This is a genomic window from Aeromonas sp. NJAU223 (genome assembly GCF_051125555.1).
GTDB classification, from domain to species: domain Bacteria; phylum Pseudomonadota; class Gammaproteobacteria; order Enterobacterales; family Aeromonadaceae; genus Aeromonas; species Aeromonas veronii_G.
In genome coordinates, this window is sequence record NZ_CP144204.1 from 36,769 (window position 1) to 62,500 (window position 25,732).

The following is a 25,732-nucleotide window of genomic DNA, read 5'->3' on the forward strand; positions in this document are numbered from 1 at the left end:
TCCAGCCGATCAAAGTATTCGTAGCTTGCTGCGGGAGCGTTACCCACAAGGCGGGATTCTGCCTCGATCGGACAGGGACGGCCAGCAGGTTATCCCTGCCTCATTCCTCGGGATTTTCGAGTTTTTGCCCGTTCGGCAACCCGTGGACAGCGCAGATCCGATCGAAGGCGGCGATGACCCGATCGCTGCTTATCTTGCCCATGGCGTCCGGATCCTTGAGGCGGGTGCGCCAGTCGAGCTCCGCCAGCGGCTTGCCGGTCTCCTGTTCGATCTGCTCCTGATAGACGCTGACCACGTGCTCCCGGCACAGATAGGGACCGGTGCGGGCCGGGTTGTGATGGGCGTAGAGGCCGATGACAGGGGTGCCCGCCAGGGTCGCCATGTGGGTGGGGCCGGTATCCGGGGCCAGCACCAGGCTGGCTTCCTTGATCAGTGCCAGCAACTGCTTGAGGTTGGTCTGCCCCACCAAATCCACCGGCTTGCTCTGGCTGAGTTGCTGGATCTCTGCGGCCAGGTCTCGCTCCAATTTGGCGGGGCCGCCGCACAGATAGACCTGAAAACCCTTGGCCGCGGCGTGATCGGCGAGATCGGCATAGCCTTGCGCGGTCCAGTTCTTGAACGCCTTGCTGGCGGCGGCGCAGATGAGCAGGGTGGGCTTGCCGGCGATCTTCTCCCTGGCCCAGGCCAGATGCTCCTGGCTGATGGGCAATTGCCAGTCCGGGGTCAGGTCCCGGATGCCGAGCTCCCTGGCGAAGGCGAGGAAGCCGTCGAGCACATGGGGAGAATCGGGAGAAGGCACGCGATGGTTGGTGAACAACCACTGACCATCATTGGCGCGCTCCTTGTCAAAGCCGAGCTTGATGTCGGCCTTGATGCCCAGGGTGGCGATGCTGGCACGCAGGGCGGCCTGCAGGTGGAGCAGGGCATCGAACCTGCGTCCTTTGAGCTGCTGCCACAGCTCGCGATAGCCACGCCAGCCTTTGCTTTTGTCAAAGGCGATGACCTCCACCCCGGGCAGGTCGGCAAAAAGTTTCGCTTCGATTTTCCCGGTGATCCAGGTGATGCGGGTTGCAGGCCACTCCCGCTGGATGACGCGTACCAGCGCCAGCGCGTGGCAGCAGTCTCCGATGGCGGAGAGCCGCAGGATGCAGAGGGAGGATGGTGGCGTTTGGAACAACGGCATGATGTGGCGCAAGGGTGGCAGAATGGATGGATGGCATTATGCAAACTCCCTTGTGGATTGTAAAATTGCGCCAACCCTGCCCGGCAGGCCCTCCTGCAGGACGTGCGCACCCATCACACCGCGCTCACTATCGATCGGAACCTTGATAATGTTGACACAGACAGTCCAGAACCAGACTTGCTGGTATGCCGAAGGGGTATTTCGTGACCCTTCTCCCGCCCTGTTCGATCCGGCATGGTGGCAGACCCATCGACAGGTGGTGGGTTCCTCCATCGGCCGCGGGGTGACCTGGTTCGTGAAGGATGAGTCCCGTCATCTGGTGCTGCGCCACTATTACCGGGGCGGCATGGTGGGCAAGGTGGTGCGGGATCGTTTCTGGTTCGAAGGGGTGGAGACCAGCCGGGCCATGGCCGAGTTCAGCCTGCTGGCGACCCTGAGCGAGCAGGGGCTGCCGGTGCCCCGTCCCTTTGCGGCCCGCATGGCCAAGCAGGGACCCTTCTATCGCGCCGACATCCTGATCGAGCGCATTCGTGGCGCCAAGGATCTGGTGGCTCTGCTCAAGCAGGGCACCATTCCCTGCGAGGTGTGGCACAAGGTCGGCAAGACCATCAAGCAGTTGCACGATGCGGGCGTCTATCATGCGGATCTCAACAGCCACAACCTGCTGCTCGACAAGGAGGGCAAGGTGTGGGTGATCGATTTCGACAAGGGCGCCATCCGCGCGCCGGGCAGCTGGCAGCAGGCCAATCTGGAGCGGCTATTGCGTTCCTTCAACAAGGAGTCCCAGCTCCATACCAGCTTCCATTTCGTGCCGGAAAACTGGCAGGCGCTGATGGAGGGTTATCAGGGAAAGGCAGGCTGAACCCGATAGCCTTGCGGCCCCGTGGCGTGACGCCGGGTCGGCTGGCGTTGATGGCGGGTGAACAGGGAAAAGCGGGCCGAGACGGTTGCTCGGCACAAGGGCCAATGTTACTTATTGAGCAGATATTCAAATCCGGTATTGAGGCAATTGATGGAAAGGTATGAGACCCCCTGGACAGAGGCCGTGACCCGGCTCGATGCGTCCCTGATGACAGAGGCGATGGCGATGCTGGAGGCCGGGATCTGGACCTGGTCGGCGGAGCAGGGGTTGAGGCGTGATCCCTCCTGCCTGCAACTGCTGGGGCTGGAGGGCAATGCCCTGGATGACCTCGGCTGGCTGGCGCGGGTGCATCCGGACGATGGTACCCGACTGGCCGACGCCATTCGGGCCTGTCAGGCGGGGCACAACCAGGGGCTGCGCCTCGAGTATCGCATCCTGCATCATCAGGGCCACTATGTGCGACTGGAGGAGCGGGTGCGCCGCAATGCCCGGGGGGAGCTGCTGGGAGTGGTGCGCCACCTGGACCCGGCGGTGCCTCAGGAGGAGAGTCGTCACGATACGGATCCCCTCACCGGGCTGGAGAGCCGCAGTCACTTCGAGTTGTTGCTGGATGAGCGGCTCGCCAGCGAGAGCGGCAGCTTCTGCCTGCTGCAGTTCACCGTGGATCACCGCAGCAAGATCCTGCAGCTGTTTGGCGAGGTGGCCTGTGACGCCATGATGGCGAAGCTGGCGCGCATCGTGCGCCACGAGCTGCGCCGGGAAGACCCCTTCGCCCGCTGGGATGAGGATGGCTTCATCCTGATGCTGTCCCAGACCGATCGGCTGAGCGGTCTGGAGATCGCCGAGCGGCTGCGCCTCGAAATCGCCGATGCCAGCCTGCTGCCGGAGCGGCCGGTGACCGTCAGCATCGGTCTGGTACAGAGCCAGAATGCCGAGCAGATAGATCACCTGCTGGCGCGTCTGGCCTCCTGTCATGGTCAGGCCAAACGGGAGCACAACGCCGTCGTAGGCTGATTTTTAGTCAGTACTCACTCACCGGCTGAGGCTGGTGGGTAAAAAGAGGGCCTGCATCAGCAGGCCCATCGGTTGACTCATTGTCACTACGTGCCACGAACCGGCTGGCGCTGGCAGATCCAGAGGGAAGCCAGCATCAGCACGGCCCCCAGGCTGAGCCTGAGCAGATCGGTATCCTTGCCCCAGAGCACCAGGTTGACCAGCAGACCCGCCGGGATCAGGGCGTTGTTCATGATGGCCAGCACGCCGCTGCTGACCAGGGTCGCCCCCTTGTTCCACAGGAAGTAGCCGAGCCCGGATGCCCCCACCCCCAGCCAGAGCAAGATGCCCCACTGCAGGTTGCTGTTGGGATACTGGGGTTGCCCCAGCAGCCACCAGGCGGGCAGGGCAATCACCAGGGCCCCGAGATAGAAGCAGCCGAACACTGCGAGCTGGGGCGGCTGCTCCTTCTCCCGTGCCAGTAGCACCTTGTAGCCGACCTGGCCGAGGGCGAAGCAGATATTGGCCCCCTGCACCACCAGGAACCCCATCACATAGCTCTCGGTCAGGCCATCGAAGCGGATCACGGCCGCCCCCAGCACCGCCAGCAGGGCGCCCCACAGGTAGGTGGGTTTGAACCTGGACTCCAGCAGATCGTGGATCAGGGTCACGTAGATGGGGGTGAAGATGGTGAACACCAGCACTTCCGGCACCGTCAGCAGCAGGAAGGAGTGGTAATAGAACAGATACATGATGCCGAGCTGGATGGCGCCGAGGGCCATCAGCTTGGCCACCAGATCGGGGCGCAGCCAGCGGCGGCGCAGGAAGGGCAGGAACACCAGGCTGGCGAGGGCGATGCGGGTCAGCACGGAGAAATAGGCATCCACCTGGCCGGCGAGGTAGACCCCGATCAGGCTGAAAGAGAATGACCAGAGCAGGGTAACCCCTATCAAGTAGTTCATGTGATTGAAATGTCGTCAGTTGTCAATTTGGAGGGCGCTATGATGGCCGAGTTGGACGTCGCGATCCAGCGTTTATGGGGCTTGCTGCCACAGATCGGATCATTTGCCTTCGAGGCGAGTAACGGGGCGGGATCCGCCACCGACTGGAATGGGCGGGGCGAGGGGGCGGTGAAGGTGACCGATCATCGGGGAGGCTGGTTGTTTGCCGAGCAGGGGCGCTATCTCACCCCGCATGGCAAGGCGCTTGCCATGCACAACAGCTTCTGGTGGCAGCGCGTCGAGGGGGGCGTCAGCCTCTCCCATCTGCGCCACGAGGCACCCGTGTTGCTGTTCGAGCTGCAGCCCGGGCCGGATGGGCGCTGGCTCACTGCCGAGGCGCACCTGTGCGGGCAGGATCACTACAGCGCCGAGCTGTCCCTGACCGCCGACGGTTTTCTGCTGGGATGGCAGATCACCGGCCCGCGCAAAAACGAGCGACTGAGCTATCGCTACAGGGTGTGATGCGCCGGGAGGCAGGGATAAAAAAACCGGCGCAGGGCGCCGGTTGAAGGGACAAATCGGAGGTTTTTTTTTAAAACGGTCCCAAAAAACAGAGAGATACACTCTGGTCACACAATCAGACGGAGCACTCAGGCACTCAGGGCGTAGCTCAGCATGGCCTGCAGCTTGCTGTCGAACAGCCAGGGCAGGGTCAGCATCAGCAGGCCGAGCAGCCCGGCCAGCCGGTGCTTGTACTGCCAGCCGGCGATCAGCACCAGACCGCCACACAGGGTGGTCAGGATGCCTGACATAGGGCCGCCTCCCGCTGGATGCGGCGTTGCTGGGCCCACTGGTTGAGGGCGACCGAACCCAGGATCAGTGCCAGTGCCACACCGGTGGTGGACTGGATCTGCTCGCCGAGGAAGAGGGCACCCAGCATGACGCCAAACAGCGGCACCAGATAGTTGCTGAAGGAGGCGAAGGTCGGACCCGCCTTCTGGATCAGCGCCATGTAGAGGAAGTAGACCAGACCGGTACAGAAGACACCCAGTACCACCACGGCACTGATGGCCTGACTGCTCGGCAGGGTGAGGGCGCCCAGATCGGTGACGAAGGGGGCTGCCAGCAGCAGCTGCACGGCTGAGGAGATCAGGATGTTGCGGGCTACTACTACTGGGTGATCCTTGGCAAAGCGCTTGATCATCAGCAGGCCGATGGCGAAGCAGCTAGCGCCGAACAGGATGGCGACGGCGCCGAGCAGGCCCGCATCCATACCGTTGGAGAGCTTCGGCCAGAACAGTACCAGCACGCCGATGAAGCCGATGACCACGGAGATCAGGCCACCCTTGGTGATTTTTTCACCGGAAACCAACAGCGGTGCCATCAAGATGGTGACAAAGGGGATACAACCCATCACCACGGCGGCGATGGCGCTGTCCACGTATTGCTGACCCCAGGCGACCATGATGAAGGGGATGGTGGCATCGAGCAGGGCGATCCACATATAGGTGCGCCAGCGGGTGTGCTCGCTCTTGAGACGCATGAACAGGCAGAGCAGACCCAGGGTCAGGCTGCCGCACAGGGCGCGAATAGCGGCCACCATGATGGGGGGCAATTCGGCCACGGCCTGGTGCATGAAGATGAACTGGGAGCCCCACAACAGGCCGATCGCCAGCAACAACAGATAGCTACGCATTTTAATCTCCGATGGTATTTGCCCGCGCATTCTATGCAATCTGCTACTATGCCTTAAATGAATTGTCGTCATCCGACTATGGCCATTATCGATGGAACAGCCTCTTTCCCGCCTCGACCTCAACCTGCTCACCGTGTTCGATATGCTGATGCAGGAGCGCAACGTCACCCGTGCCGCCGAACGGCTGCATCTTTCCCAGTCCACCGTCAGCCACGCCCTCGGCCGGTTGCGGCAGGCGCTGGACGATCCCCTGTTCGTGATGAGCCGGCGGGAGATGATGCCCACGGATCGCGCCAAGGCGCTGGCGGGGCCGGTGCGCCAGGCGCTGGCCATGCTGGAGCAGGGCTTGCGGCAGGCAAAGGGCTTCGAGCCCGCCAGCGCCCAGCGGGTGTTTCGCATCGCCACCCCGGGCTCGGTGGAGCACGGCCTGGTGCCGACCCTGGTGGAGCGCATGCACCAGCTGGCGCCCGCCTGCCGGCTGGAGGTGTGCGAGCTGGCGAACAGCGACTATGAGCGGGAGCTGGAGAAGGGGGAGCTGGATCTGGTGATCGGCTTTGCCGATGCCAATCACCTCTCTCCCCGCTTGTGGCGCGAGGAGTGGTTCACCAATCCCCTGGTCTGTCTGTCACCGCTCGGCAGCGCTCTGCCGGACGTGCTGGGGCCGGAGGAGCTGGTGAGCCGCCCCCATATCTACACCTCCAGCTGGGGTCACAGTCAGGCCATGGTGGAACTCTGGCTGGCCCGCTTCGGGGTGGCGCGGGAGCTGGGGGCCAGGTTGCCGAGCTTCATGGCGGTGCCCCAGCTGATGGCGACCGGCCGCTACCTGGTGGTGGTGCCGGAGATGATCGGGCGCCACTTCTGCCGCTACTATCCGCTGCGGCTCCATCAGCTGGAACCCGCCATCCCCATCGTCTACCTGATGGCGGGCCACCCCTTGAGCGCCCACGACGAGGCGATCCGCTGGTTCAAGAGCCTGCTGCACCTGCTCGCCTTCGAACGCTACGGCGAGGCCGCCCTGGGCACAGCGGCTCAGCGCAACCCGGCGAAGTAATCCAGCCCCATGGCCCCCTTGACCTCGGCCAGCACCTCGTCGGTGAGGGTGCGGGCCTGCTGGGTGCCCCTGTGCAGCAGCGCCAGCAGCTGACCCCTGTCGGCGATGGCGGCCTGGCGGCGCGCTCTCATGGGGGCGAGCAGGCTCTGCAGGCAGTCATTCAGCACCTGCTTGCAACGCATGTCGCCGAGGCCGCCGCCTTGGTAATGGGCCTTCATCTGTGCCACCAGGGCCTTGTCCGGGTGGAAGGCATCCAGATAGGCGAACACCGTATTGCCCTCCACCTGGCCGGGATCGCTCACCTTGAGGTGATTCGGGTCGGTATACATGGAAAACACCGCTTGTTTCACCTCATCCGCCGACATGCCGAGCTCTATGGTGTTGCCGAGGGACTTGGACATCTTGGCCTTGCCGTCGATGCCGGGCAGACGGCCGGTGTCGCTCAGGATCGGCTGGCATTCGGTCAGCACCTCTTTGCCGACTAGCGTGTTGAAGCGGCGCACTATCTCGTTGGTCTGCTCCAGCATGGGCAGCTGATCCTCCCCCACGGGCACATGGGTGGCGCGAAACGCCGTGATGTCGGCGGCCTGACTGACCGGGTAGACCAGGAAACCGGCGGGCAGGCTGCGCTCGAACCCTTTTTGCTGGATCTCGGCCTTCACCGTGGGGTTGCGCTCCAGCCGGGCGACGCTGACCAGGTTGAGGTAGTAGCAGGTGAGCTCGGCGAGGGCGGGCAGGGCGCTCTGCAGGCAGAAGGTGGTACGGGCGGGATCCAGACCGGCGGCCAGATAATCGGCCATCACCTCCAGCACGTTGTCGGTCACCCTGGCCGGGTTGTGGCCGTTGTCGGTCAGGGCTTGCAGGTCGGCGATCATCACGAACTGGCGGTAATGGGACTGGGCTTCCACTCGCTGGCGCAAGGAGCCGACGTAGTGGCCGATGTGCAGTTTGCCGGTGGGGCGATCGCCGGTCAGTATGATGGGGTTATGCATGTCACTCTCTCCAGTTGGGGGTGGGCCGGGAGGCGACATGGGACACAAAAACAATGACCGCCTCTCGGCGGTCACGGTGTTTTCTGTCGTAAATATCACATAGAAAAGCAGTGCCGCCTGTTAAGAGCAGCACCACCAGTTGTTGTGATTAAAAGCGGTCGTGTTCATGGTCAATCAAGCTACGTCCCTTTGATCACTTCTGCAAGGGGACGACCAGCAGATCGCAGGGGACAGTGTTCATCAGCTGGCGCGCGCTCGAGGTGAGCAGGCTCCAGAAGCTCTGGCGATGGCCGCACACCAGCAGGTCTATCTGGTAATCCTTGACCGCCTGATTGACCCGCTCGCTGAGATCGCCGCAGATCACCAGCTTCTTCTCGATGGGGTAGTCCACGGATGCCAGGAAGGCTTCCAGCTTCTCTTTGGCCTCGGCGATTACCTGATCCTGCACGTTGTCGATGTCGATATCGATCATCTCGGTGTAGAGATCCTTGAGGTCCACATCCACATGGATCACCGACAGCTTGGCACCGTTGGAGCGGGCCCGGTCGACCGCCTTCTCGATCACCTTGCGGTTGTCTTCCGACAGGTCGATCGCGGCCAGTACGTGTTTGTAATAGGTTCCATTCATGGGAGTTCTCCTCATCGATCCTGAGTCCACTATACCAATGTCTGCTGAAACTAAAACGACCTCGTCGTCACAATGTGGGGCATTGGCACGGGCGTCCTGTGAAGCCAGCTTGCCGCCCCCATTTGCGGGTTGCATATAAATTAGCCAGAAATTTGAGGCCGATCACGCCAGCCTATTGCCGTGACAAGATCAGGGGAATAGGATGTGCCCGTGCTTCGCAATGAACACAAAACAACAAAAAGCATCTGAATACCGCTTTGGGGAGCCTCGTGCTCCCTCTTGTTTTTCTGCCCCTTTTTTCCGTTTATCCCCGTTCGCATCAAGGTTTGTCACCTCGCCATGGTTATGCTGTAGCCAGTTTCTTCGTCGAAGCCGTCTATGATGATCCCACTCGGGGCCGGATAGGGATGGCCCGCCGCCTGATCCCCTCGTTTGGAGAGATGCCCATGATTATTCGTCCACAAATCCAGGGCTGTGTCGCCCGCAACTGCCACCCCATCGGCTGCCGTGCCGCCGTCGCCCAGCAGATCGCCAGCGTCAGAGCGGCGGGCCGTTTCGACGGGCCAAAACGGGTGTTGGTGCTGGGAGCCTCTTCCGGGTTCGGCCTGGCGTCGCGCGTCGCCCTGACCTTCGGGGCAGGGGCCGACACCGTTGGTGTTTCGTTCGAGCGAGGCCCCTCGGAAAAAGGGCTCGGCAGTGCGGGCTGGTACAACAACATCTGGTTTCGCCAGGCGGCGGAGCAGGAGGGGCGTATCGCCGTCAACCTGATCGGCGACGCCTTCTCGGATGCCATGCGCCAGCAGGCCATCGATGTCATCCGCCAGCAACTGGGGCAGGTGGATCTGGTGGTCTATTCCCTCGCGAGCGGCATCCGGGTGATGCCTGATGGCACCCAGGTGCGTTCCGTACTCAAGACCACGGGCCAGCCATTTACCGGTTGGGGCCTGGATCTGGAGCAGGAGGCCCTGGTGCAGCAGACCCTGGCGCCGGCCAGTCCGGAGGAGATCCGCGACACCGTCACCGTGATGGGGGGAGAGGACTGGCAGCTCTGGTTACAGGCGCTGCAGCAGGCGGATTGTCTGGCAAAAGGCGTACAGACGGTGGCTTATTCTTATATCGGCCCGGAATCCACCTATCCCATCTACCGTGACGGCACCATCGGTTACGCCAAGGAGCACCTGCATGCCAGTGCCGAGAGCATCAATTTGCAGCTGGCAGCCCTCGGTGGCCACGCCTGGGTGTCGGTGTGCAAGGCGCTGGTGACCAAGGCGAGCGCCTACATTCCGGTGCTGCCCGTCTACCTCGGCCTGCTGATGGGGGTGATGAAGGAGCGCGGCGTGCACGAAGGCTGTATCGAGCAGATGCAGCGGTTGTTCGCCGACAAGATGTATGGCCCCAAGGGGGTGGTGGCCGATGGCAACCGCTTGATCCGCATGGACGATCATGAGCTGGAGCCGGCCATTCAGGCTGCCGTCTCCGCCCTCTGGTCCAAGGTCACGCCGGACAACTTCCAGAGTCTCGGGGATTTCGGCGGATTGGAGCGGGACTTCATGTGGCTCAACGGTTTCGACCTGCCGGAGGTCGATTATGGCGCACCGGTCAATGTCGCGGCCCTGACCGAGCTGACACCCTGAGCCATCAGGCCACGCTGGGAATCGACTCGACTGGTGTGTCGGGGCGTGCGTCAGTACGCATCTGACGATGGTGCGTGTTGCCTGATGAGAGCCCATGGGGGGGGTAGCAAGGGCCACTCTCAGGCCACGCTGGGAATTGACTCGGCGGGTGCGTCGGGGGAGTGCGCCAGTATGGTCTGGTTGCGCCCCTGGCGTTTGGCCTGGTACATGGCCATGTCGGCTCTGTGGATCAGCTGGCTCAGGCTGGTATCGGCGGGGGATCGCTCTGCCACCCCGATGCTGACGGTGATGGTGGGGTGGTGCAGCAGTTCGATCCGCTGGCGCAGCTGCTCGGCCTGCTCCCGGCAGCGGGCACCGTCCTGGGGCATGGCCACCAGAAACTCCTCTCCTCCCCAGCGCCCAATCTGTTGCAGATCCGGTGCCCAGCGTTTCAGCTCATGGGCCAGTCGCTGGATGGCGAGATCCCCGGTTTGGTGGCCGTGCCTGTCGTTGATCTGCTTGAAGTGATCGATGTCGATGATGAGTAGGGTCAGCGGCTGGTGCTGCTGCCACTGGTGCGCCAGCCGCTCCATCAGGGCACGCCGGTTTGGCAGCCCGGTCAGCTGATCGAAGGTAGCGAGTTTGTAGAGGTGACGCGAGTTGCGGTGCAACCTGTGGGTCGCCAGCCCGAGCAGGACCAGGGCCACCCCCAGCAGGAAGACCAGCATCAGCTGATAGTAACGGGCGCTCTGCTGATACAGCAGTTGCTGGCGCTTGCGGTCATTCTCCTGCTGCAATGCGCGGTTGCTGGCCTCGCTGCGCGCCAGTTCCCGCTCGGCCTGAAAGGCGCTGGCGTGCTGGCTCAGGGTCTGGTTGAAGTGCTGCTGGTAATCCTGCATGTATTCGGTCATGGCCCGGTAGGCCTCGGGGTAGCGCCCCAGATCCGCCAGCAGGCTGGCTTGCAGCGCCTTGCCCTCTATGGTGGTGGCCTCGGTCTGGGCCGTCAGCAGTTGCAGCGCGAGCTGCTTCTCGCCGCTCCCTTGCAGGGTCCTGGCCCGGGTTTCGGTCAGGCGTGACGCCGCCTGGGGGTAGCCGAGGCTCAGGTAGATCTCCTGCGCCTCGTTCAGCCTCTGCCAGGCCGCTTCCCACTCTTTCAATCCATTGAGGGCTATGGCCTGATAGCCGAGCACGATGGCGCGGTAGTCCGGTGGCAGGCCGGGCTGCCCGAGCAGGGTATCGAGCAACTGCCACGCCTTGGCCGGCTGGTCCGTGTCGATGTAGAGCCGCGCCATGTTGGCCTTGATGATGGCCTGGCTGTTGGGCTCGTCCAGCCGGACCATCAGCCGCAGGGCATCCTGATAATAGGTTTCCGACTCCTGATAGAGACGAAGATCGGCGTAGAGGTTGCCAAGGGTCATCAGCAGGCGGGCCCGTTGCAGGCTGGAGAGGGTCGTCTCCTGTGCCTGCTGATTGAGGTGATAGGCGGTCTTGAGTTCGCCGATGGCCTCCTTGAGCTGACCGGTGCGATAGAGGGCGAGACCGTTGAGAGCATGCCACTGGGCGAGCCTGGCCGGATGGCCCATGAGAGCGGGTTGCAACTGCGCCAGCAGCCTGAGGGCCTGGCGAGGGGCTTCCGTCTCCAGAGTGAGGGCGACCTGCTGCAACCGGAAGTCCAGCAAGCGGCTGGTCTCTTTGTGGGCGGCGGCGAGGGAGCGTGCGCGGGCGTTGTCTACCAGGGCGTCGGGATGGCGTCCCAGTGCCGCCTTGGCGAGGGATCTGGCGTGGAACAGCTCCATCCCCTGGCGTGGCTCGGCGTCGAGACGCTGCAAATAGCCGGCAGGATCGCGCGCCGCCGCTAATTCCGTCTCGTCAAACAAGGGGGGAGCCGCCTGCACCTGAGTCATCCAGAGCAGCACCAGAGCCATCACCAGTCTCATCGAATCTTCTTCCTGACCACTGGCGCCATCATAGAGGCTGAGTCCGGGTACACCATGATTCTTTGCTTCTCTATGCCCGTATGGGGGGAAAGATGAGAGGGGCAGGGTCACAACTCGGGACGCATCACACACCCGGAGTTGATTCGTGGTAAAACAGTGGTGACAATCGGGAACACATCACCCTGGAGAATCATCATGTTGGCCAAAGCCATGATCGAGAAGTTGAACGAGCAGATCAATCTGGAATTCTATTCCTCCAATCTCTACCTGCAGATGAGCGCCTGGTGTGAGGACAAGGGCTTCGAAGGGGCTGCCACCTTCCTGCGCCAGCACGCGGTCGAGGAGCGCCAGCACATGGAGCGCCTGTTCACCTATGTGAGCGAGACGGGCTCCATGCCGGTGCTGGGAGCCATCGAGGCGCCGCCCCACGAGTTCAACTCCCTGGGTGACATCTTCCGCACCACCCTGGAGCACGAGTATCACATCACCAAGTGCATCAATGGTCTGGCCCACGTGGCCTTCACCACCCAGGACTACTCCACCTTCAACTTCCTGCAGTGGTACGTGGCCGAGCAGCACGAAGAAGAGAAGCTGTTCAAGAGCGTCGTCGACCGTCTCTCCCTGGTGGGCGAGGATGGCAAGGGCCTCTACTTCATCGACAAGGAGCTGGCGGAGCTGGCCAAGGGCGCACCGACCAGCATCATGGACGGCAACGCCTGATAGTCGTGGACACTTAATGTTCAGCCAGTACAATGACGGCCCCTCTTATGCAGGGGCCGTTTTTCTTTGGATGAGTGAGTGATGATGACGCAGGTTGATGTGGTGGTGATCGGGGCCGGTGCGGCCGGTTTGATGTGTGCGGCCCAGGCAGGCTATCGCGGGCGCTCCGTGCTGCTGCTGGACAACGCCAAGAAGCCGGGCCGCAAGATCCTGATCAGCGGCGGCGGACGCTGCAACTTCACCAATCATCAGGCCGGCCCCCATGCCTTCCTCTCGGGCAATCCCCACTTCTGCAAGTCGGCGCTGGCGCGCTACACCCAGCAGGACTTCATCGACCTGGTGGACAGGCACAGGGTGAACTATCACGAGAAGACCCTGGGCCAGCTGTTCTGTGACGAGAGCGCGAAAGAGATCGTCGAGGTGCTGCTCACCGAATGCGAGTGGGCCGGGGTGAGCCAGCAGTACCAGACCGAGGTGCTTGCCGTCAGCAAGAGCGATGACGGCTTCCTGCTCGACACCAGCAAGGGGGCTATCCGCTGTCACTCCCTGGTGGTGGCCACCGGCGGTCTCTCCATGCCCAAGCTCGGCGCCACTCCCTACGGTTTCAAGCTGGCGGAGCAGTTCGGCCTCAACGTGCTGCCGACTCGCGCCGGCCTGGTGCCCTTCACCCTGCATCAGGCACAGAAGGAGGCCTTCGCCGATCTGGCGGGAGTCAGCCTGCCGGTGGCGGTGACCTCAGAAGACGGCACCAGCTTCAAGGAGGCCATGCTGTTTACCCACCGCGGCCTCTCCGGCCCGGCCATCCTGCAAATCTCCTCTTTCTGGCTACCTGGGCAGAAGATACACATCAATTTACTGCCGGATCTGGATATTTCTGCTGCCATCAAGGGCTGGGCTGAGGCCCATCCGGCCCAGGAGCTGAAAACCGTGCTGGGCCGCGAGCTGCCCAAACGCTTCGTCGACAAGCTGGTGGAGCTGGGTCAGCTCAGCAACAAGCCGATGCGCCAGTACAACGAGCGGGAGCTGGCGGCCATCGCCGACCTGCTGGGGGATTGGCAGATCTTGCCGAATGGCACCGAGGGCTATCGTACCGCCGAGGTGACGCTGGGGGGGGTGGATACCAACGAGCTCTCCTCCAAGACCATGGAGGCGCGCACCGTGCCGGGGCTCTACTTCATCGGCGAGGTGGTGGACGTGACCGGCTGGCTCGGCGGCTACAACTTCCAGTGGGCCTGGTCATCGGGCTGGGTGGCAGGGCAGTACTGCTGACGAACAGGTCTAACGACGCCACAATCGGGCCCCTCTCTGGGCCCGATTGTGTTTCTCCCGCCTGATGGCGACTTCCGCTCTCTATTTGAATCTCCTTCCCTGCCGATGGTTTCCCGCAGCCTCACCCGAGGATAGCGGTGGCTAACCCTTCTTCAGCGTCGGCAGCAATACGGTCAGCAGGCCGATCAGCGGCAGATAGGCACAGATCTGGTACACGGTCTCTATGCTGGTGGCGTCCGCCAGCTGGCCCAGCAGGGCCGCCCCTATGCCACCCAGACCAAACGCTAGACCGAAGAAGAGACCTGACACCGTGCCCACCTTGCCGGGGATCAGCTCCTGGGCATACACCAGGATGGCGGAGAAGGCCGAGGCCAGGATCAGGCCGATGATGACCGAGAGCACCGAGGTCCAGAACAGGTCGACGTGGGGCAGCAGCAGGGTGAAGGGGGCGACACCGAGGATGGAGATCCAGATCACCCGCTTGCGCCCGATGCGGTCACCGACGGGGCCGCCCAGCACGGTGCCTGCCGCGACGGCGAACAGGAAGGCGAACAGATACAACTGGGCACTGTCGAGGGAGAGGTGGAATTTGTCCATCAGGTAGAAGGTGTAATAGCTGCTCAGGCTGGCCATGTAGAAGAACTTGGAGAACATCAGCAGGCCGAGGATGGTCAGGGTCCAGCCGATCTGGCGGCGGCTCAGGCCGTTGCCGGCATGGGCCCTCATCCGTTTGTGGAAGCTGGCGGCATGCTGGCTGGACCAGCGTCCGACGAAGCTGAGCACGACGACCCCCACCAGGGCGAACAGCGAGAACCAGGCCGCGCTGGCCTGTCCGTGCGGCACTATGATGAGCGCGGCGAGCAGCGGACCTATGGCCGATCCCAGGTTGCCGCCGATCTGGAACAGGGATTGGGCCAGGCCGGGTTGGTTGCCAGCCGCCATGCGGGCGACCCGGGAAGATTCCGGGTGAAAGACCGAGGAACCCATGCCGATCAGCATGGCCGAGAACAGCACGGCGCCAAAACTGCCGGCCTGCGACAGGGAGAGCAGCCCCAGCATCGTAAATCCCATGCCGAACGGCAGGGAGTAGGGCATGGGCCTGCGGTCGGTGTAGAGGCCGATCAGCGGTTGCAGCAGGGAGCCCGTGAACTGGTAGGTCAGGGTGATGAGGCCTATCTGGGCGAACGACAGGTTGAGGCCGAGCTTGAGCAAGGGATAGATGGCCAGCAGCACCGACTGCATCATGTCGTTGAGCAGGTGCGAGAAGCTGATGGCGGCGATCACCGGGTAGGTGGTGCCGTGCCTGGGTTCGGCCACGGCTGGCATGGCGAGCAGGGTGTCGGTACTGAGAGGCTTGTCCATGGTGATGTGTCTGTGATCCGGGATCCCTCTACCATGCCCGATCCCGGCGCCGGTGGATATTACAAAAGTGGGCAAGGTGCCCTCTGACGGAGGAGACGCCGATGACCGATCATCGCCTGATTGCTGCGCCCTTGTGATTTGTTGGCGGAGGCATAGTATAGGACGGTCACGCTTTAATCATCCGGGAGGGACCCCGAAGACCGGGACCCTTCCTCGCATCGGGGGAAGTTATGTTTGAAAGTCTTGGGGTCATCAACGTCTGGACCTACCTGGTCGGCCTCTTCTTCATCATCATCGCGCCGGGTCCCAACTCCCTCTATGTGCTGCGCACCGGGGCAACCCGTGGCATCGGTGCCGGTTACAAGGCGGCCCTCGGGGTCTTCGTCGGCGACGCCATCCTCATCTTCTGCGCCTATCTCGGCATCGCCTCCCTCATTCGCACCACGCCGCTGCTGTTCACCCTGGTGCGCTACCTCGGTGCCCTCTATCTGCTCTATCTGGGTATCAAGATATTGCACGCGAACTTCGTCGCCAGACAGGAGACCGAACAGAAGGAGGCGGTGCCCGAGGAGAACTACTTCGGCAAGGCCCTGACCCTGAGCCTCACCAATCCCAAGGCAATCCTGTTCTACGTCTCCTTCTTCGTGCAGTTTGTCGACTTCAACTATGCCCACACCTGGGTCTCCTATCTGGTGCTGGCGGGCATGCTGGAGGCCATGAGCTTCGTCTACCTGACCCTGCTTATCTTCGGCGGCACCCTGATGGCCCGCTTCTTTGCACGCAAGGTGCGCCTCGCCAGACTGGGCAATGGGCTGATCGGGCTCTTCTTCATGGGCTTCGCGGCCAGGCTGGCAACCCTCTCTTCCTGAACCCGGGGGCTGGTCAGTCCGGCCAGCCCCATCCGCAGGCTCCCTTGGCGGTCACTCTGAGGTAAACTGGGTGCCTCCCGTGCTGCCATCTCGATGCATTCTCTTCCTGGCAGCCCTTCTTGAATCCTTAATAGTGCGCCCAGATGGCCGCCGGCCGGAGGGGCCATGCTCGAAAATCAGATGATGTTGTTGGCGGTGTTCGAGCGGGCGGCGCTGATGCTGATGACGCTCTTCCTGCTGACCCGTACCCGGCCGTTCCAGCGGCTGTTCCAGAAGCGGGATCACACCCCGGCGGAGCTGGTGATGGTCGCCGCCATCTTCGGCCTGTTCGCCGTGTTCAGCACCTACACCGGCATCCCGGTGGAGGGGGCCCTCATCAACGTGCGGATCATCGCCATCATCTCGGGGGGCATATTGTTCGGCCCCTGGGTCGGCATCCCGGCCGGGGTCATCTCCGGCCTGCACCGCTACCTCATCGACATGGATGGTCACACCTCCATCCCCTGCCTCATCGCCAGCATCATCGCCGGCCTGCTGGCAACCTGGCTGCACCTGCGCTGCCGCAAGTCGCGGCTCTGGCTGTACGGGATCCTCGCGGGGATGGCCTGCGAGGGGCTGACCATGCTGCTGATATGGGTGCTAACAGAACCTCATGCTGTCGGGGTCGAGATTGTCAGTCATATCGCCTATCCCATGATGGCGGGAACCTTGTGTATCGGCCTCATCATCAAGCTGGTACAGGATCTGGACGACGAGAAGGAGCTGATTGCCGCCAAGCAGGCCAAGCTGGCGCTGGACATCGCGAACCAGACGCTGCCCTTCTTCCAGAAGATCGATCGCCACTCCCTCGGCCAGGTGTGCGAAGTGATAAGACGGGAGATCAGCGCGGACGCGGTGGCCATCACCGACACCCGGGACGTGCTGGCCTACGTGGGCGTCGGCAAGGGTTACTACGAGCTGGACGAACACCACGCCATCAGCGACATGACCCAGCGGGCCGTGCTGCTCGATCAGATCATCATCAACAACGATCTGCGCCAGTACCATCTGTCGGACTTCCACTCGGTCATCATCATCCCGCTGCGGGAGAACGGCGTGGTCAGCGGTACCCTCAAGATCTATTTTCGCCGCACCCACAGCATCACCAGCTCGTTGCGGGAGATGGCGGTGGGCCTCTCCCAGCTCATCTCCACCCAGATGGAGGTGTCGCGCATCGAGCAATTGAAAGAGATGACCCGCAAGGCGGAGTTCACCGCCTTGCAGAGCAAGATCAACCCGCATTTTTTGTTCAATGCCCTCAACGCCATCTCGTCGCTCATCCGCATCCGGCCCCAGCAGGCACGCCAGTTGATCGCCAACCTGGCGGACTATCTGCGCTACAACCTCAACAAGGGGGATGAGCTCATCGACATCCAGGAGGAGCTGCAGCAGGTACGCGACTACGTGGCCATCGAGCAGGCCCGCTTCGGCGACAAGCTGGAGGTGGTGTTCGAGGTGGACGACGTGCATATTCAGGTGCCGAGCCTGCTGCTGCAGCCGCTGGTGGAGAACGCCATCCTGCACGGCATCCAGCCCCGCAGCGCGCCGGGCCGGGTCACCATCGAGGTGAAACAGCTGGCGGGGGGCATACGGGTGGCGGTGCGCGACACCGGCTATGGCATCAGCCAGGCGGTGATCGACGGCGTGGCCGCCGGCCGGGTGGAGAGCCGCAGTATCGGCCTGATGAACGTGCACCAACGGGTCAAATTGTTGTACGGCGACGGCCTGCAGCTCAAGCGGCTCGAACCCGGCACCGAAGTCTGTTTCTATCTGCCGGATCCGGAGGCCATGCCGTGCTGAACGCTATCGTAGTGAAAGAGGAATGTCCGGGCGTGTTGGCCTGTTTGCCGGGTTTGGAGGGGGTGTCATGTTGAGAGCCATCATAGTCGAAGACGAATACCTGGCCCGGGAAGAGCTGGCCTATCTGGTGGCGCAGCACAGCACCATCGAGATAGTGGCAAGCTTCGAGGATGGTCTTGAGGCGTTCAAGTACCTGCAGGATCACGAGGTGGACGTGGTGTTTCTGGATATCCAGGTGCCTTCCATCGACGGCCTGCTGCTGGCCAAGAACCTGCACAAGTCGAGCCATCCGCCCCACATCGTGTTCGTCACCGCCTACAAGGAGTTCGCGGTGGAGGCGTTCGAACTGGAGGCGTTCGACTACATCCTCAAGCCCTACAACGAGCCGCGCCTCATCAGCCTGCTGCAAAAGCTCGAGCATGCCGGTCGGCAGCAGCCGAGTTCGGGGACCGAGCCCGGCGGGGAGGGGAGTCCGAGCCAGAATCGTACCGTCAACCTGGTGAAGGGGGAGCGCATCATAGTCACCCCCTGCGAGCAGATCTATTACGTGGAGGCGGACGAGAAACTGACCCATGTCTATACCCGCACCGATCGCTACGTGATGACCATGACCATCAGCGAGTTCGTCAGCCGGTTGCCGGCGGAGGGCTTCTTTCGTTGCCATCGCTCCTACTGCGTCAACATCAACAAGATCCGCGAGATCGTGCCCTGGTTCAACAGTACCTACCTCATCCGGCTCCATGATCTGCCGTTCGAGGTGCCGGTCAGTCGCAGCAACATCAAGGCGTTCCGTCAGCTGATGCGGCTCTGATTGTCATTCATTCCCGCCGATCTGCATTTCATGCCTTAATCGGTCTGCAATTCGTGCGCCGCTCCTATAGTGGGCTCAACTTCCCGAGTCCACCGCCCGAGGCGCATCATGACCGTCGATCTGAACCGCACCCGGTACCTGACCCTGATTGGTACCATCATCACCCAGTTCGCCCTGGGCTCCGTCTACACCTGGAGCCTGTTCAACGCCCAGCTCTCCGACAAGCTGGACGAGCCGGTCAGCCAGGTGGCCTTCGCCTTCGGTCTGCTGAGCCTCTCCCTGGCGGTCGCCTCCTCCATGGCGGGCAAGCTGCAGGAGCGATTCGGGGTACGCAATGTCACCCTGGGGGCCGGCGTGCTGCTCGGCATCGGCTTCTTCCTCACCGCCCATGCCAGCAACCTGGCCATGCTCTACCTCTGCGCCGGCATCCTGGTGGGCTTCGCCGACGGGACCGGCTACCTGATGACCCTCTCCAACTGCGTGAAGTGGTTCCCGGAGCGCAAGGGGCTGATCTCTGCCTGCTCCATCGGGGCTTACGGCCTCGGTAGTCTGGGCTTCAAGTACATCAACCTGCTGCTGCTGTCGAACAACGGCCTGGAAGCCACCTTCCAGCTGTGGGGCCTGATCGCCATGTCCATGGTGCTGGTGGGCGGCATGCTGATGAAGGATGCGCCCCAGCAGGCGGCCTCCCAGCAACAAGCGGAGAGCCGTGACTTCACCCTGGCACAGGCGATGCGCAAGCCCCAGTACTGGATGCTGGCGCTGATGTTCCTCACCGCCTGCATGAGCGGCCTCTATGTCATCGGCGTGGCCAAGGATATCGGCGAGAAGATGGTGGGTCTGCCGGGCTCGGTGGCCGCCAACGCCGTCGCCATCATCGCCATGGCCAACCTGGGTGGCCGTCTGGTGCTGGGCATCCTGTCTGACAAGATGTCCCGCATCCGGGTCATCACCATCGCCCAGGTCATCACGCTGGTGGGCATGGGGCTGCTGTTGTTCGTGCCCCTCAATGCGAACCTCTTCTTCGTGGCGGTGGCCTGTGTGGCCTTCAGCTTCGGCGGCACCATTACTGTCTACCCCTCCCTGGTGAGCGACTTCTTCGGCCTGAACAACCTGACCAAGAACTACGGCGTCATCTACCTGGGCTTTGGTCTGGGCAGCATCATAGGTTCCATCGTCGCGTCCCTGTTCGGCGGCTTCATGGCGACCTTCAACCTCATCCTGGTGCTGATGGTGGTGGCGCTGGTGCTCTCCCTCACCATTCGTCTGCCGTCCCCGATGGTGGCAGCAGATCGGGCCTGACAACCCCGCGCGCCTTCGCAAGCAGTAAAAAAAGACCCGGGCCTTGGCCCGGGTCTTTGCATTGAAGGGGTGACGCTCAGCGCGGCGGCAGCCCCAGCAGGGTGCGAAGCTGGCTGGCGGTCGCCTCCACCGTCGGCCAATCCAGGCCGGTGACGGTGACATGGCCCATCTTGCGACCGGGGCGCGCCTCGCCCTTGCCGTAGAGGTGCAGGTGCACCCCCGGCAGGGCCAGGGCACCGGCCCAGTCCGGGGTGCCGTGCTGCCACAGATCCCCGAGCAGGTTGAGCAGGATGGCGGGCTGAACCTCGGCCTGCTTGGGCAGGGGCAGATCGCACAGGGCGCGCACCTGCAGTTCGAACTGGCAGCAACCGGCGTTGTCGATGCTGGGGTGGCCCGAGTTGTGGGGGCGGGGGGCCATCTCGTTCACCAGCAGCTTGCCGTCCACCAGGAAGAACTCCACCGTCAGCACGCCCACGTAGTCGAGGGCGGCGATCAGGTGCTCGGCGATGCGCTTGGCCTCGGCCTCGAGAGCCGGGACATTGGCGGGGGATCGGGTCTGATCCAGGATGCCGCCGCTGTGCCAGTTCTGCACCAGGGGCAGGGCGCTGATGGCACCGCTCGGGCTGCGGGCCAGGGTCAGGGCAAATTCACCTGCCAGTGGCAAGCGCTTCTCCAGCACGCAGGGTACGCCGCTGGTCGCGAGGGCGGCGGTCAGCTCGGCGTTGCTGGTCACCGTCCACTGCCCCTTGCCGTCATAGCCCTCGCGGGCGGTTTTGAGGATGGCGGGGAAGAGGTCGTTTGGCAGAGCGGGCAGCGGTTCATTGGGGAGCAGAGTCAGGTTGGGGGCAACCGGTACCCCGGCGCGGGCCAGGAAGGCTTTCTCTTCCCGGCGATCCTGACACACCCTCACCGCACTGGCGGCGGGGCGCACCGGCAGGTGCTGCTCCAGCAGGGCCAGGGAGGCCGCCGGCACGTTCTCGAACTCGCAGGTCACTGCGACGCAGCGACGGGCCAGTTCGGCCAGGGCCTCGGCATCGTCATAGGCCGCCACTATCTGCTGATCGGCGGCGGCACCGGCGATGCTGGCGGGGTCCGGATCCAGTACCACGACCTGATAACCGAGGCGATGGGCTGCCATGACGAAGTAGCGGCCGAGCTGGCCGCCGCCGAGCATCCCCAGAGTCGCGGGAGGCAGTATCATGCCGGCTCCTCCAGTTGCAGGGCCAGTACCCGGTCACGCTCCTTGGCGCGGAAGCCGTCGAGCTGCTGCTGATAGCGGGGAGCGTCACTGTCCTGGGCGACCGAGAGCAGGGAGACGGCGAACAGACCGGCGTTGGCGGCGCCCGCTTCACCGATGGCGAAGGTGGCGACCGGCACCCCTTTGGGCATCTGGACGATGGAGAGCAGGGAATCCATCCCCTTGAGCTGACGAGTCGGGATCGGCACCCCGAGCACGGGTATCGTGGTCTTGGCGGCCAGCATGCCCGGCAGGTGGGCGGCGCCGCCAGCCCCGGCGATGATGGCCCGCAGGCCGCGCTCGCGGGCGCTGGCCGCATACTCGAACAGCAGGTCCGGGGTGCGGTGGGCGGAGACCACTCTCGCCTCGTAAGGGACGCCATGTTCCTTGAGGATGCGGGCGGCCGCCTGCATCACGGGCCAGTCGGAGTCAGAGCCCATCACCAGGCCGATCAAAGGGGGGTTCGTCATTACGGCTTCCTTGGATGTCAAACGTTTGCCGCATGTTACCAAAAAGCCGTGCAGGCTGGTTCAAAATTTCACGGGACAGCGTATCTTGCCTCGTCGCTGAGGGGCCGTGCCGGTTGGTTCGGGGAGCCGTGATTCGGCTAGTTCTCCTCCAACATGAAACAGTTCAACGACTTGTGTCACGAGGTGCTGGGTGACGTAGCCGACTCCGGCCATCGAGTGATCCTGTCTGGCGGGATCGTTGGTGGCCATGGCGTGGTGAAATGCAGAAGTTGGTTTAGAAATCCAGATGGCTATACATCCGATGAGACTCTGCCTATAATCCCCCCCGCTTTGGCGCATCATGCTTAATAGGGAATCCGGTGAGAATCCGGAGCTGGCGCGCAGCGGTAAGGGGGAACGAAGCGACATCAGGCACTGCCATCGGGTGGGAAGCCGTCGCCTAGGTCATCAGCCCCCGAGCCCGAAGACCTGCCAAAGTTCGTATTTCGGGCCGAGAGAAACCGGCCACGGAAGATGCTTACGCGAACTTAAGGATCTCTCATGTCCAAGACATTATTGGCGGTTGCCCTGTTGCCGGCAGCAGCCTTCGCCCAGACCCCCAATGCCAATGACACCCTGGTGGTGACCGCCAACCGGGTGGAACAACCCGCCAGCACCGTACTTGCTCCCATCATGGTGATCGATCGTGCCGAGATCGAATCCCGTCAGGTACAGAGCCTGCCGGACTTGCTGAAGACCCTGCCGGGTGTGCAGATCACCACCCTGGGTGGCCGTGGCCATGCCAGCAGCCTGTTTATCCGTGGTACCAACTCCAACCATTCGCTGGTGCTGATGAACGGTCGTCCCATTGCCGCCATGGTGGCGGGCACGCCGGATCTGAGCCAGATCCCCCTTGGCAACATCGAGCGCATCGAATACATCCGTGGCCCCCGTGCCGCCGTCTATGGCGCCAATGCCATCGGGGGAGTCATCAACCTCATCTCCAAGACCTCCGCCAAGAATGGCAGCGAAACCCATTTGAAAGGCGGGGTGGGCAGCCATGGTTACGGCCAGGGTCAGGTGCGTACCGTGCAGGCTCTGGGCGAGAAGACCGACCTGAACCTGCTGGTGGGTTATGAGCGTACCGATGGCTTCGACGTGGTCGCCGGTGCCCAGCAGCCTGATCGGGATGGTTTCGACAGCCTGAACGGCCAGTTCGGTCTGAATCACGCCTTCAACGAGGCCTGGAGCGCCGACTTCAACGCTCAGGGTTATGACAACCAGACCGAGATGGACGATCCCTATATGTCGTCCGATCAGAGCCGGGTACAGGCCTTCCAGTACGACGGTGGTCTCAAGTACCAGAGTGGCGCCCTGAGCAGCCGGCTGGAGGCCAGCTACGGCGAGAACAAGCTGAAGAGCTGGTGGGAGAGCAATGGCGAGTCCAGCGCCGAGCCCATTCACACCGGGCTGACCCGTTTCTCCTGGATCAACAACTGGAGCGGTGTGGAAGGCTTGTCTCTGACCGGTGGCGCCGACTGGCAGCAGGAACAGATGAAGTCCGATTCTCGCAGCTATGGCCAGTCGTTCAATGCACCGGATCGGGACAATACCGGTCTGTTCGCCGTGGCGAGCTACCGCTGGCAGGCCCTGCTGGGGGAATTGTCCGGCCGTACCGATGACAACGAGCAGTATGGTCGCCACAACACCTGGTCCGCGGCGGCCGGGCTGGATATCAACGAGAATCACAATGTACGGTTGAGCTACGGCACTGCCTTCAAGGCGCCGACCTTCCTCGACCTCTATTACCCGGGCTATGAGAACCCGAACCTGCAGCCGGAAGAGAGCAAGAACCTGGAGCTGGACTTCTCCGGTCGCTACACCGCCTGGGACTGGTCCATCAACCTGTATCGCAACGAGATCCAGAACCTGATCTCCTGCCAGAGCGCCTCGTCCAGCTGCAAGCCGGATAACACGGACGCCGAGATCCGGGGGGTGGAAGTAGCCCTTGGGCTGGAGACAGGTCCGCTGCGCCACGATCTGAGCTTCGATTACACCAAGACCGAGGACAAGAACGACGGGGATCAGCAGCTGCTGCGCCGCGCCAAGCAGAAGGCGAGCTGGCTGACCCTGGCACAGCTGGGCCCGGTGGATCTGTCGACCGAGCTGCTCTATGTGGGCAAGCGGGATGACAAGAACTTCAACAGCTTCCCGGCCGAGCGGGTGGTACTGGGCTCCTATACCCTGGTCAACCTGGGGGCCAGCTATGATGTGCTGCCTCAGCTGACTCTGGGCGGTCGCATCGACAACCTGTTCGATCGCAACTATGTGCCTGCCTATGGCTATGCCGCGGCGGGTACCGAGTTCAAGCTGACCGCCGACTATCGTCTGTAATCCTTCCTCTGCTTATATAGAGAGGAAAAAGCGAGGCCCCGCCATGTGCGGGGCCTTTTCTATTGGCCGTCCGCGGGAGTATGATCGCCGCCTTGCATTCAAGGGGGAGCTCAGGTGGCCAATATTCTAGTGTTCGACTCAGGCATGGGCGGTTTGACCGTCTATCGCGAGATCCGTCGCACCTTGCCTGCGCACAACTACGTCTACTGCTTCGACAATGCCAACTTCCCCTATGGCGAACTGAGCGAGCCGGCGCTTATCGCCGCCTGTTGTCGCCTGGTCAGCCACATGGTGGCGGCAAATGCCATCGATCTGGTGGTGATCGCCTGCAACACCGCCAGCACCATAGCGCTTCCCGCCCTGCGGGAGACCCTGAAAGTCCCCGTGGTGGGGGTGGTTCCAGCCATCAAGCCCGCCGCCGCCCTGACCCACAATGGTTGCATCGGCCTGCTGGCGACCCCTGGCACCGTCAGCCGTGCATACACCCATACCCTGATCGCACAGTTCGCCCCGGGCAAGCGGGTGTTGCTCAAGGGTGCGACCGAGCTGGTGATCGAAGCCGAGCACAAGCTGGCGGGACGACCGGTCAACATGGTGCTGTTGCGCGAGGTGCTGGCGGACTGGCTGGACGAAGCGGTGGTACCGGATACCCTGGTGCTGGGCTGCACCCATTTTCCGCTGCTTGATGACGAGATCCGGCAACTGATGCCGGATTGCCAGCTGGTGGATTCAGGCAGTGCGGTGGCAAGACGAGTGGCCCACTTGTTGGCCGATGTGCCGACATCCATGCTGGCAGAGGGGAAGGGGCGGGCATATTGCACCCGGCTGGATGCCCAGGCCCAGAAACTGACAACCCCCTTGCAAGCTTGGGGGTTGTCATCACTGGAAGAGGTTGAGTTCTGAGTTCTCAGGCGTCGACGTCGCCGCCTTCCCGCTCATCCCTGTCCCGCTTGTCATTCGCTTCACGTACCTTGAGGGTACGCTGCTGATATTCCTTGTCATTCAACGCGACGATCGCCTTGGCCGCATCGGCGGCAGGCATCTCCACGAAGCCGAAGCCCCGACGCTTGCCGGTCGCCTTGTCTTTCATCAAACGGACTGAAATCACCTGGCCTTGTTCTGCAAACAGTTCACGCACGGCGATCTCGTTGGCGCGATAGGGCAGGTTGCCTACATATAAGGTGCAGGTCTCCTGATTCGTACCTGGCTCGGCCGCACTGGCGGGAGCCCGGTTGAGAAACAGCGGTACGACGAAACCACCAATGGCCAGACCGACGGCAAAAATAACTTCGGCTTTCAGAGAAAACTGTAGGGCTTGGGCAACCAGGTAGCCGACCAGCGCCAATACCAGGGCGAGTACGGCAGCCTGCACATAAGCAGGAAACTTGGATAAATTCATCTTTAAAGACCTTTTGTAAATGAAAGCAAAAAAGGTGCAACACTCTATTCACCTCCATGGTAACCAGCTTTATGGCCGGACGCTACCATGGACGACTCGGGAGACATTATCCGCTTCAGTATGGCATCCATCTGACAAGGAATTGTCAATAAAGTGCCTTTAAAACAGGGCTGAAATCATAGGCT

Annotated in this window: 24 protein-coding genes and 1 riboswitch; of the genes, 13 read left to right on the forward strand and 11 right to left on the reverse strand. The window is 62.6% G+C overall.

Going from position 1 to position 25,732, the window contains the following annotated elements; all coding sequences use genetic code 11:
* Positions 1-100: 100 nt before the first annotated feature.
* Positions 101-1,183 (reverse strand): glycosyltransferase family 9 protein, encoded by a 1,083-nt coding sequence (locus tag VZC39_RS00175; RefSeq protein ID WP_434664851.1) that lies wholly within the window; start codon positions 1,181-1,183, stop codon positions 101-103.
* 148 nt (positions 1,184-1,331) lie between these two features.
* On the opposite strand from VZC39_RS00175, the gene VZC39_RS00180 reads away from it, so the two are divergent.
* The gene (locus tag VZC39_RS00180; protein WP_349920477.1) at positions 1,332-2,045 is read left to right on the forward strand and encodes a 3-deoxy-D-manno-octulosonic acid kinase; all 714 of its coding nucleotides are present in this window, start codon (positions 1,332-1,334) and stop codon (positions 2,043-2,045) included.
* A gap of 150 nt (positions 2,046-2,195) precedes the next feature.
* Positions 2,196-3,059: a sensor domain-containing diguanylate cyclase gene (locus VZC39_RS00185; RefSeq protein ID WP_434664853.1), complete on the forward strand. Its 864-nt coding sequence runs from the start codon at positions 2,196-2,198 to the stop codon at positions 3,057-3,059.
* A gap of 86 nt (positions 3,060-3,145) precedes the next feature.
* Here VZC39_RS00185 and VZC39_RS00190 read toward each other — a convergent pair whose 3' ends face one another.
* The gene (locus VZC39_RS00190) at positions 3,146-4,000 is read right to left on the reverse strand and encodes a carboxylate/amino acid/amine transporter (RefSeq protein ID WP_434664854.1); all 855 of its coding nucleotides are present in this window, start codon (positions 3,998-4,000) and stop codon (positions 3,146-3,148) included.
* 39 nt (positions 4,001-4,039) lie between these two features.
* Between VZC39_RS00190 and VZC39_RS00195 the strand changes: the two genes are divergently transcribed.
* Positions 4,040-4,501, forward strand: coding sequence for a DUF6314 family protein (locus tag VZC39_RS00195; RefSeq protein ID WP_434664856.1), 462 nt, complete (start codon positions 4,040-4,042; stop codon positions 4,499-4,501).
* A gap of 128 nt (positions 4,502-4,629) precedes the next feature.
* Here VZC39_RS00195 and VZC39_RS00200 read toward each other — a convergent pair whose 3' ends face one another.
* Positions 4,630-4,791, reverse strand: coding sequence for a hypothetical protein (locus VZC39_RS00200; RefSeq protein WP_349920480.1), 162 nt, complete (start codon positions 4,789-4,791; stop codon positions 4,630-4,632).
* Positions 4,776-5,675 (reverse strand): DMT family transporter, encoded by a 900-nt coding sequence (locus VZC39_RS00205; protein ID WP_349920481.1) that lies wholly within the window; start codon positions 5,673-5,675, stop codon positions 4,776-4,778. The genes VZC39_RS00200 and VZC39_RS00205 overlap by 16 nt, the downstream gene beginning before the upstream one ends.
* Positions 5,676-5,766: 91 nt before the next feature.
* Here VZC39_RS00205 and VZC39_RS00210 point away from each other — a divergent pair, with 91 nt between their 5' ends.
* Complete coding sequence (locus VZC39_RS00210) at positions 5,767-6,726, forward strand: LysR family transcriptional regulator (protein WP_349920482.1); 960 nt, start codon at positions 5,767-5,769, stop codon at positions 6,724-6,726.
* Here the strand turns inward: VZC39_RS00210 and trpS are convergent.
* Together trpS and VZC39_RS00220 are read right to left on the reverse strand one after the other, a co-directional pair.
* Complete coding sequence (trpS, locus tag VZC39_RS00215) at positions 6,705-7,718, reverse strand: tryptophan--tRNA ligase (RefSeq protein ID WP_434664858.1); 1,014 nt, start codon at positions 7,716-7,718, stop codon at positions 6,705-6,707. The two genes, VZC39_RS00210 and trpS, sit on opposite strands and share 22 nt — an antisense overlap.
* A 193-nt stretch (positions 7,719-7,911) precedes the next feature.
* On the reverse strand, positions 7,912-8,346 hold the full coding sequence (locus VZC39_RS00220) for a universal stress protein (RefSeq protein ID WP_033130880.1): 435 nt from the start codon (positions 8,344-8,346) through the stop codon (positions 7,912-7,914).
* A 446-nt stretch (positions 8,347-8,792) separates the two neighbouring features.
* Here VZC39_RS00220 and fabV point away from each other — a divergent pair, with 446 nt between their 5' ends.
* Positions 8,793-9,980 carry an enoyl-ACP reductase FabV gene (gene fabV, locus VZC39_RS00225; RefSeq protein ID WP_434664860.1) on the forward strand — a complete coding sequence of 396 codons (1,188 nt, stop codon included), beginning with the start codon at positions 8,793-8,795 and terminating at the stop codon, positions 9,978-9,980.
* Between the two features lie 119 nt (positions 9,981-10,099).
* Here the strand turns inward: fabV and VZC39_RS00230 are convergent, their stop codons facing one another.
* On the reverse strand, positions 10,100-11,884 hold the full coding sequence (locus VZC39_RS00230) for a diguanylate cyclase domain-containing protein (RefSeq protein ID WP_434668536.1): 1,785 nt from the start codon (positions 11,882-11,884) through the stop codon (positions 10,100-10,102).
* A 207-nt stretch (positions 11,885-12,091) separates the two neighbouring features.
* Between VZC39_RS00230 and ftnA the strand changes: the two genes are divergently transcribed.
* The gene (ftnA, locus tag VZC39_RS00235) at positions 12,092-12,616 is read left to right on the forward strand and encodes a non-heme ferritin (RefSeq protein ID WP_434664862.1); all 525 of its coding nucleotides are present in this window, start codon (positions 12,092-12,094) and stop codon (positions 12,614-12,616) included.
* An 84-nt stretch (positions 12,617-12,700) separates the two neighbouring features.
* Positions 12,701-13,885, forward strand: a complete 1,185-nt coding sequence (locus tag VZC39_RS00240; protein ID WP_434668538.1) for an NAD(P)/FAD-dependent oxidoreductase — start codon at positions 12,701-12,703, stop codon at positions 13,883-13,885.
* Between the two features lie 141 nt (positions 13,886-14,026).
* Here the strand turns inward: VZC39_RS00240 and VZC39_RS00245 are convergent, their stop codons facing one another.
* Complete coding sequence (locus tag VZC39_RS00245; RefSeq protein WP_434664864.1) at positions 14,027-15,247, reverse strand: MFS transporter; 1,221 nt, start codon at positions 15,245-15,247, stop codon at positions 14,027-14,029.
* 230 nt (positions 15,248-15,477) lie between these two features.
* On the opposite strand from VZC39_RS00245, the gene leuE reads away from it, so the two are divergent.
* The 4 genes from leuE to VZC39_RS00265 all read left to right on the forward strand — a co-directional run bounded on the left by leuE (position 15,478) and on the right by VZC39_RS00265 (position 20,068).
* Positions 15,478-16,116 carry a leucine efflux protein LeuE gene (gene leuE, locus VZC39_RS00250; protein ID WP_349920487.1) on the forward strand — a complete coding sequence of 213 codons (639 nt, stop codon included), beginning with the start codon at positions 15,478-15,480 and terminating at the stop codon, positions 16,114-16,116.
* Positions 16,117-16,281: 165 nt separating this feature from the next.
* On the forward strand, positions 16,282-17,955 hold the full coding sequence (locus tag VZC39_RS00255; protein WP_349920488.1) for a sensor histidine kinase: 1,674 nt from the start codon (positions 16,282-16,284) through the stop codon (positions 17,953-17,955).
* Positions 17,956-18,022: 67 nt separating this feature from the next.
* Positions 18,023-18,766: a LytR/AlgR family response regulator transcription factor gene (locus VZC39_RS00260; protein WP_349920489.1), complete on the forward strand. Its 744-nt coding sequence runs from the start codon at positions 18,023-18,025 to the stop codon at positions 18,764-18,766.
* A 108-nt stretch (positions 18,767-18,874) separates the two neighbouring features.
* Positions 18,875-20,068 (forward strand): L-lactate MFS transporter, encoded by a 1,194-nt coding sequence (locus tag VZC39_RS00265; protein ID WP_434664866.1) that lies wholly within the window; start codon positions 18,875-18,877, stop codon positions 20,066-20,068.
* Positions 20,069-20,144: 76 nt separating this feature from the next.
* Here VZC39_RS00265 and VZC39_RS00270 read toward each other — a convergent pair whose 3' ends face one another.
* Positions 20,145-21,269 carry a 5-(carboxyamino)imidazole ribonucleotide synthase gene (locus VZC39_RS00270; RefSeq protein ID WP_434664868.1) on the reverse strand — a complete coding sequence of 375 codons (1,125 nt, stop codon included), beginning with the start codon at positions 21,267-21,269 and terminating at the stop codon, positions 20,145-20,147.
* On the reverse strand, positions 21,266-21,775 hold the full coding sequence (purE, locus tag VZC39_RS00275; protein WP_349920492.1) for a 5-(carboxyamino)imidazole ribonucleotide mutase: 510 nt from the start codon (positions 21,773-21,775) through the stop codon (positions 21,266-21,268). The genes VZC39_RS00270 and purE overlap by 4 nt, the downstream gene beginning before the upstream one ends.
* Before the next feature lie 314 nt (positions 21,776-22,089).
* Positions 22,090-22,265: riboswitch (cobalamin riboswitch) on the forward strand.
* Positions 22,266-22,315: 50 nt separating this feature from the next.
* Between purE and VZC39_RS00280 the strand changes: the two genes are divergently transcribed.
* Complete coding sequence (locus VZC39_RS00280) at positions 22,316-24,148, forward strand: TonB-dependent receptor domain-containing protein (protein WP_434664870.1); 1,833 nt, start codon at positions 22,316-22,318, stop codon at positions 24,146-24,148.
* A gap of 114 nt (positions 24,149-24,262) precedes the next feature.
* Positions 24,263-25,051: a glutamate racemase gene (gene murI / locus VZC39_RS00285; protein WP_434664871.1), complete on the forward strand. Its 789-nt coding sequence runs from the start codon at positions 24,263-24,265 to the stop codon at positions 25,049-25,051.
* A 4-nt stretch (positions 25,052-25,055) separates the two neighbouring features.
* Here the strand turns inward: murI and VZC39_RS00290 are convergent, their stop codons facing one another.
* Positions 25,056-25,547 (reverse strand): RNA recognition motif domain-containing protein, encoded by a 492-nt coding sequence (locus tag VZC39_RS00290; protein WP_434664872.1) that lies wholly within the window; start codon positions 25,545-25,547, stop codon positions 25,056-25,058.
* Positions 25,548-25,732: the final 185 nt, after the last annotated feature.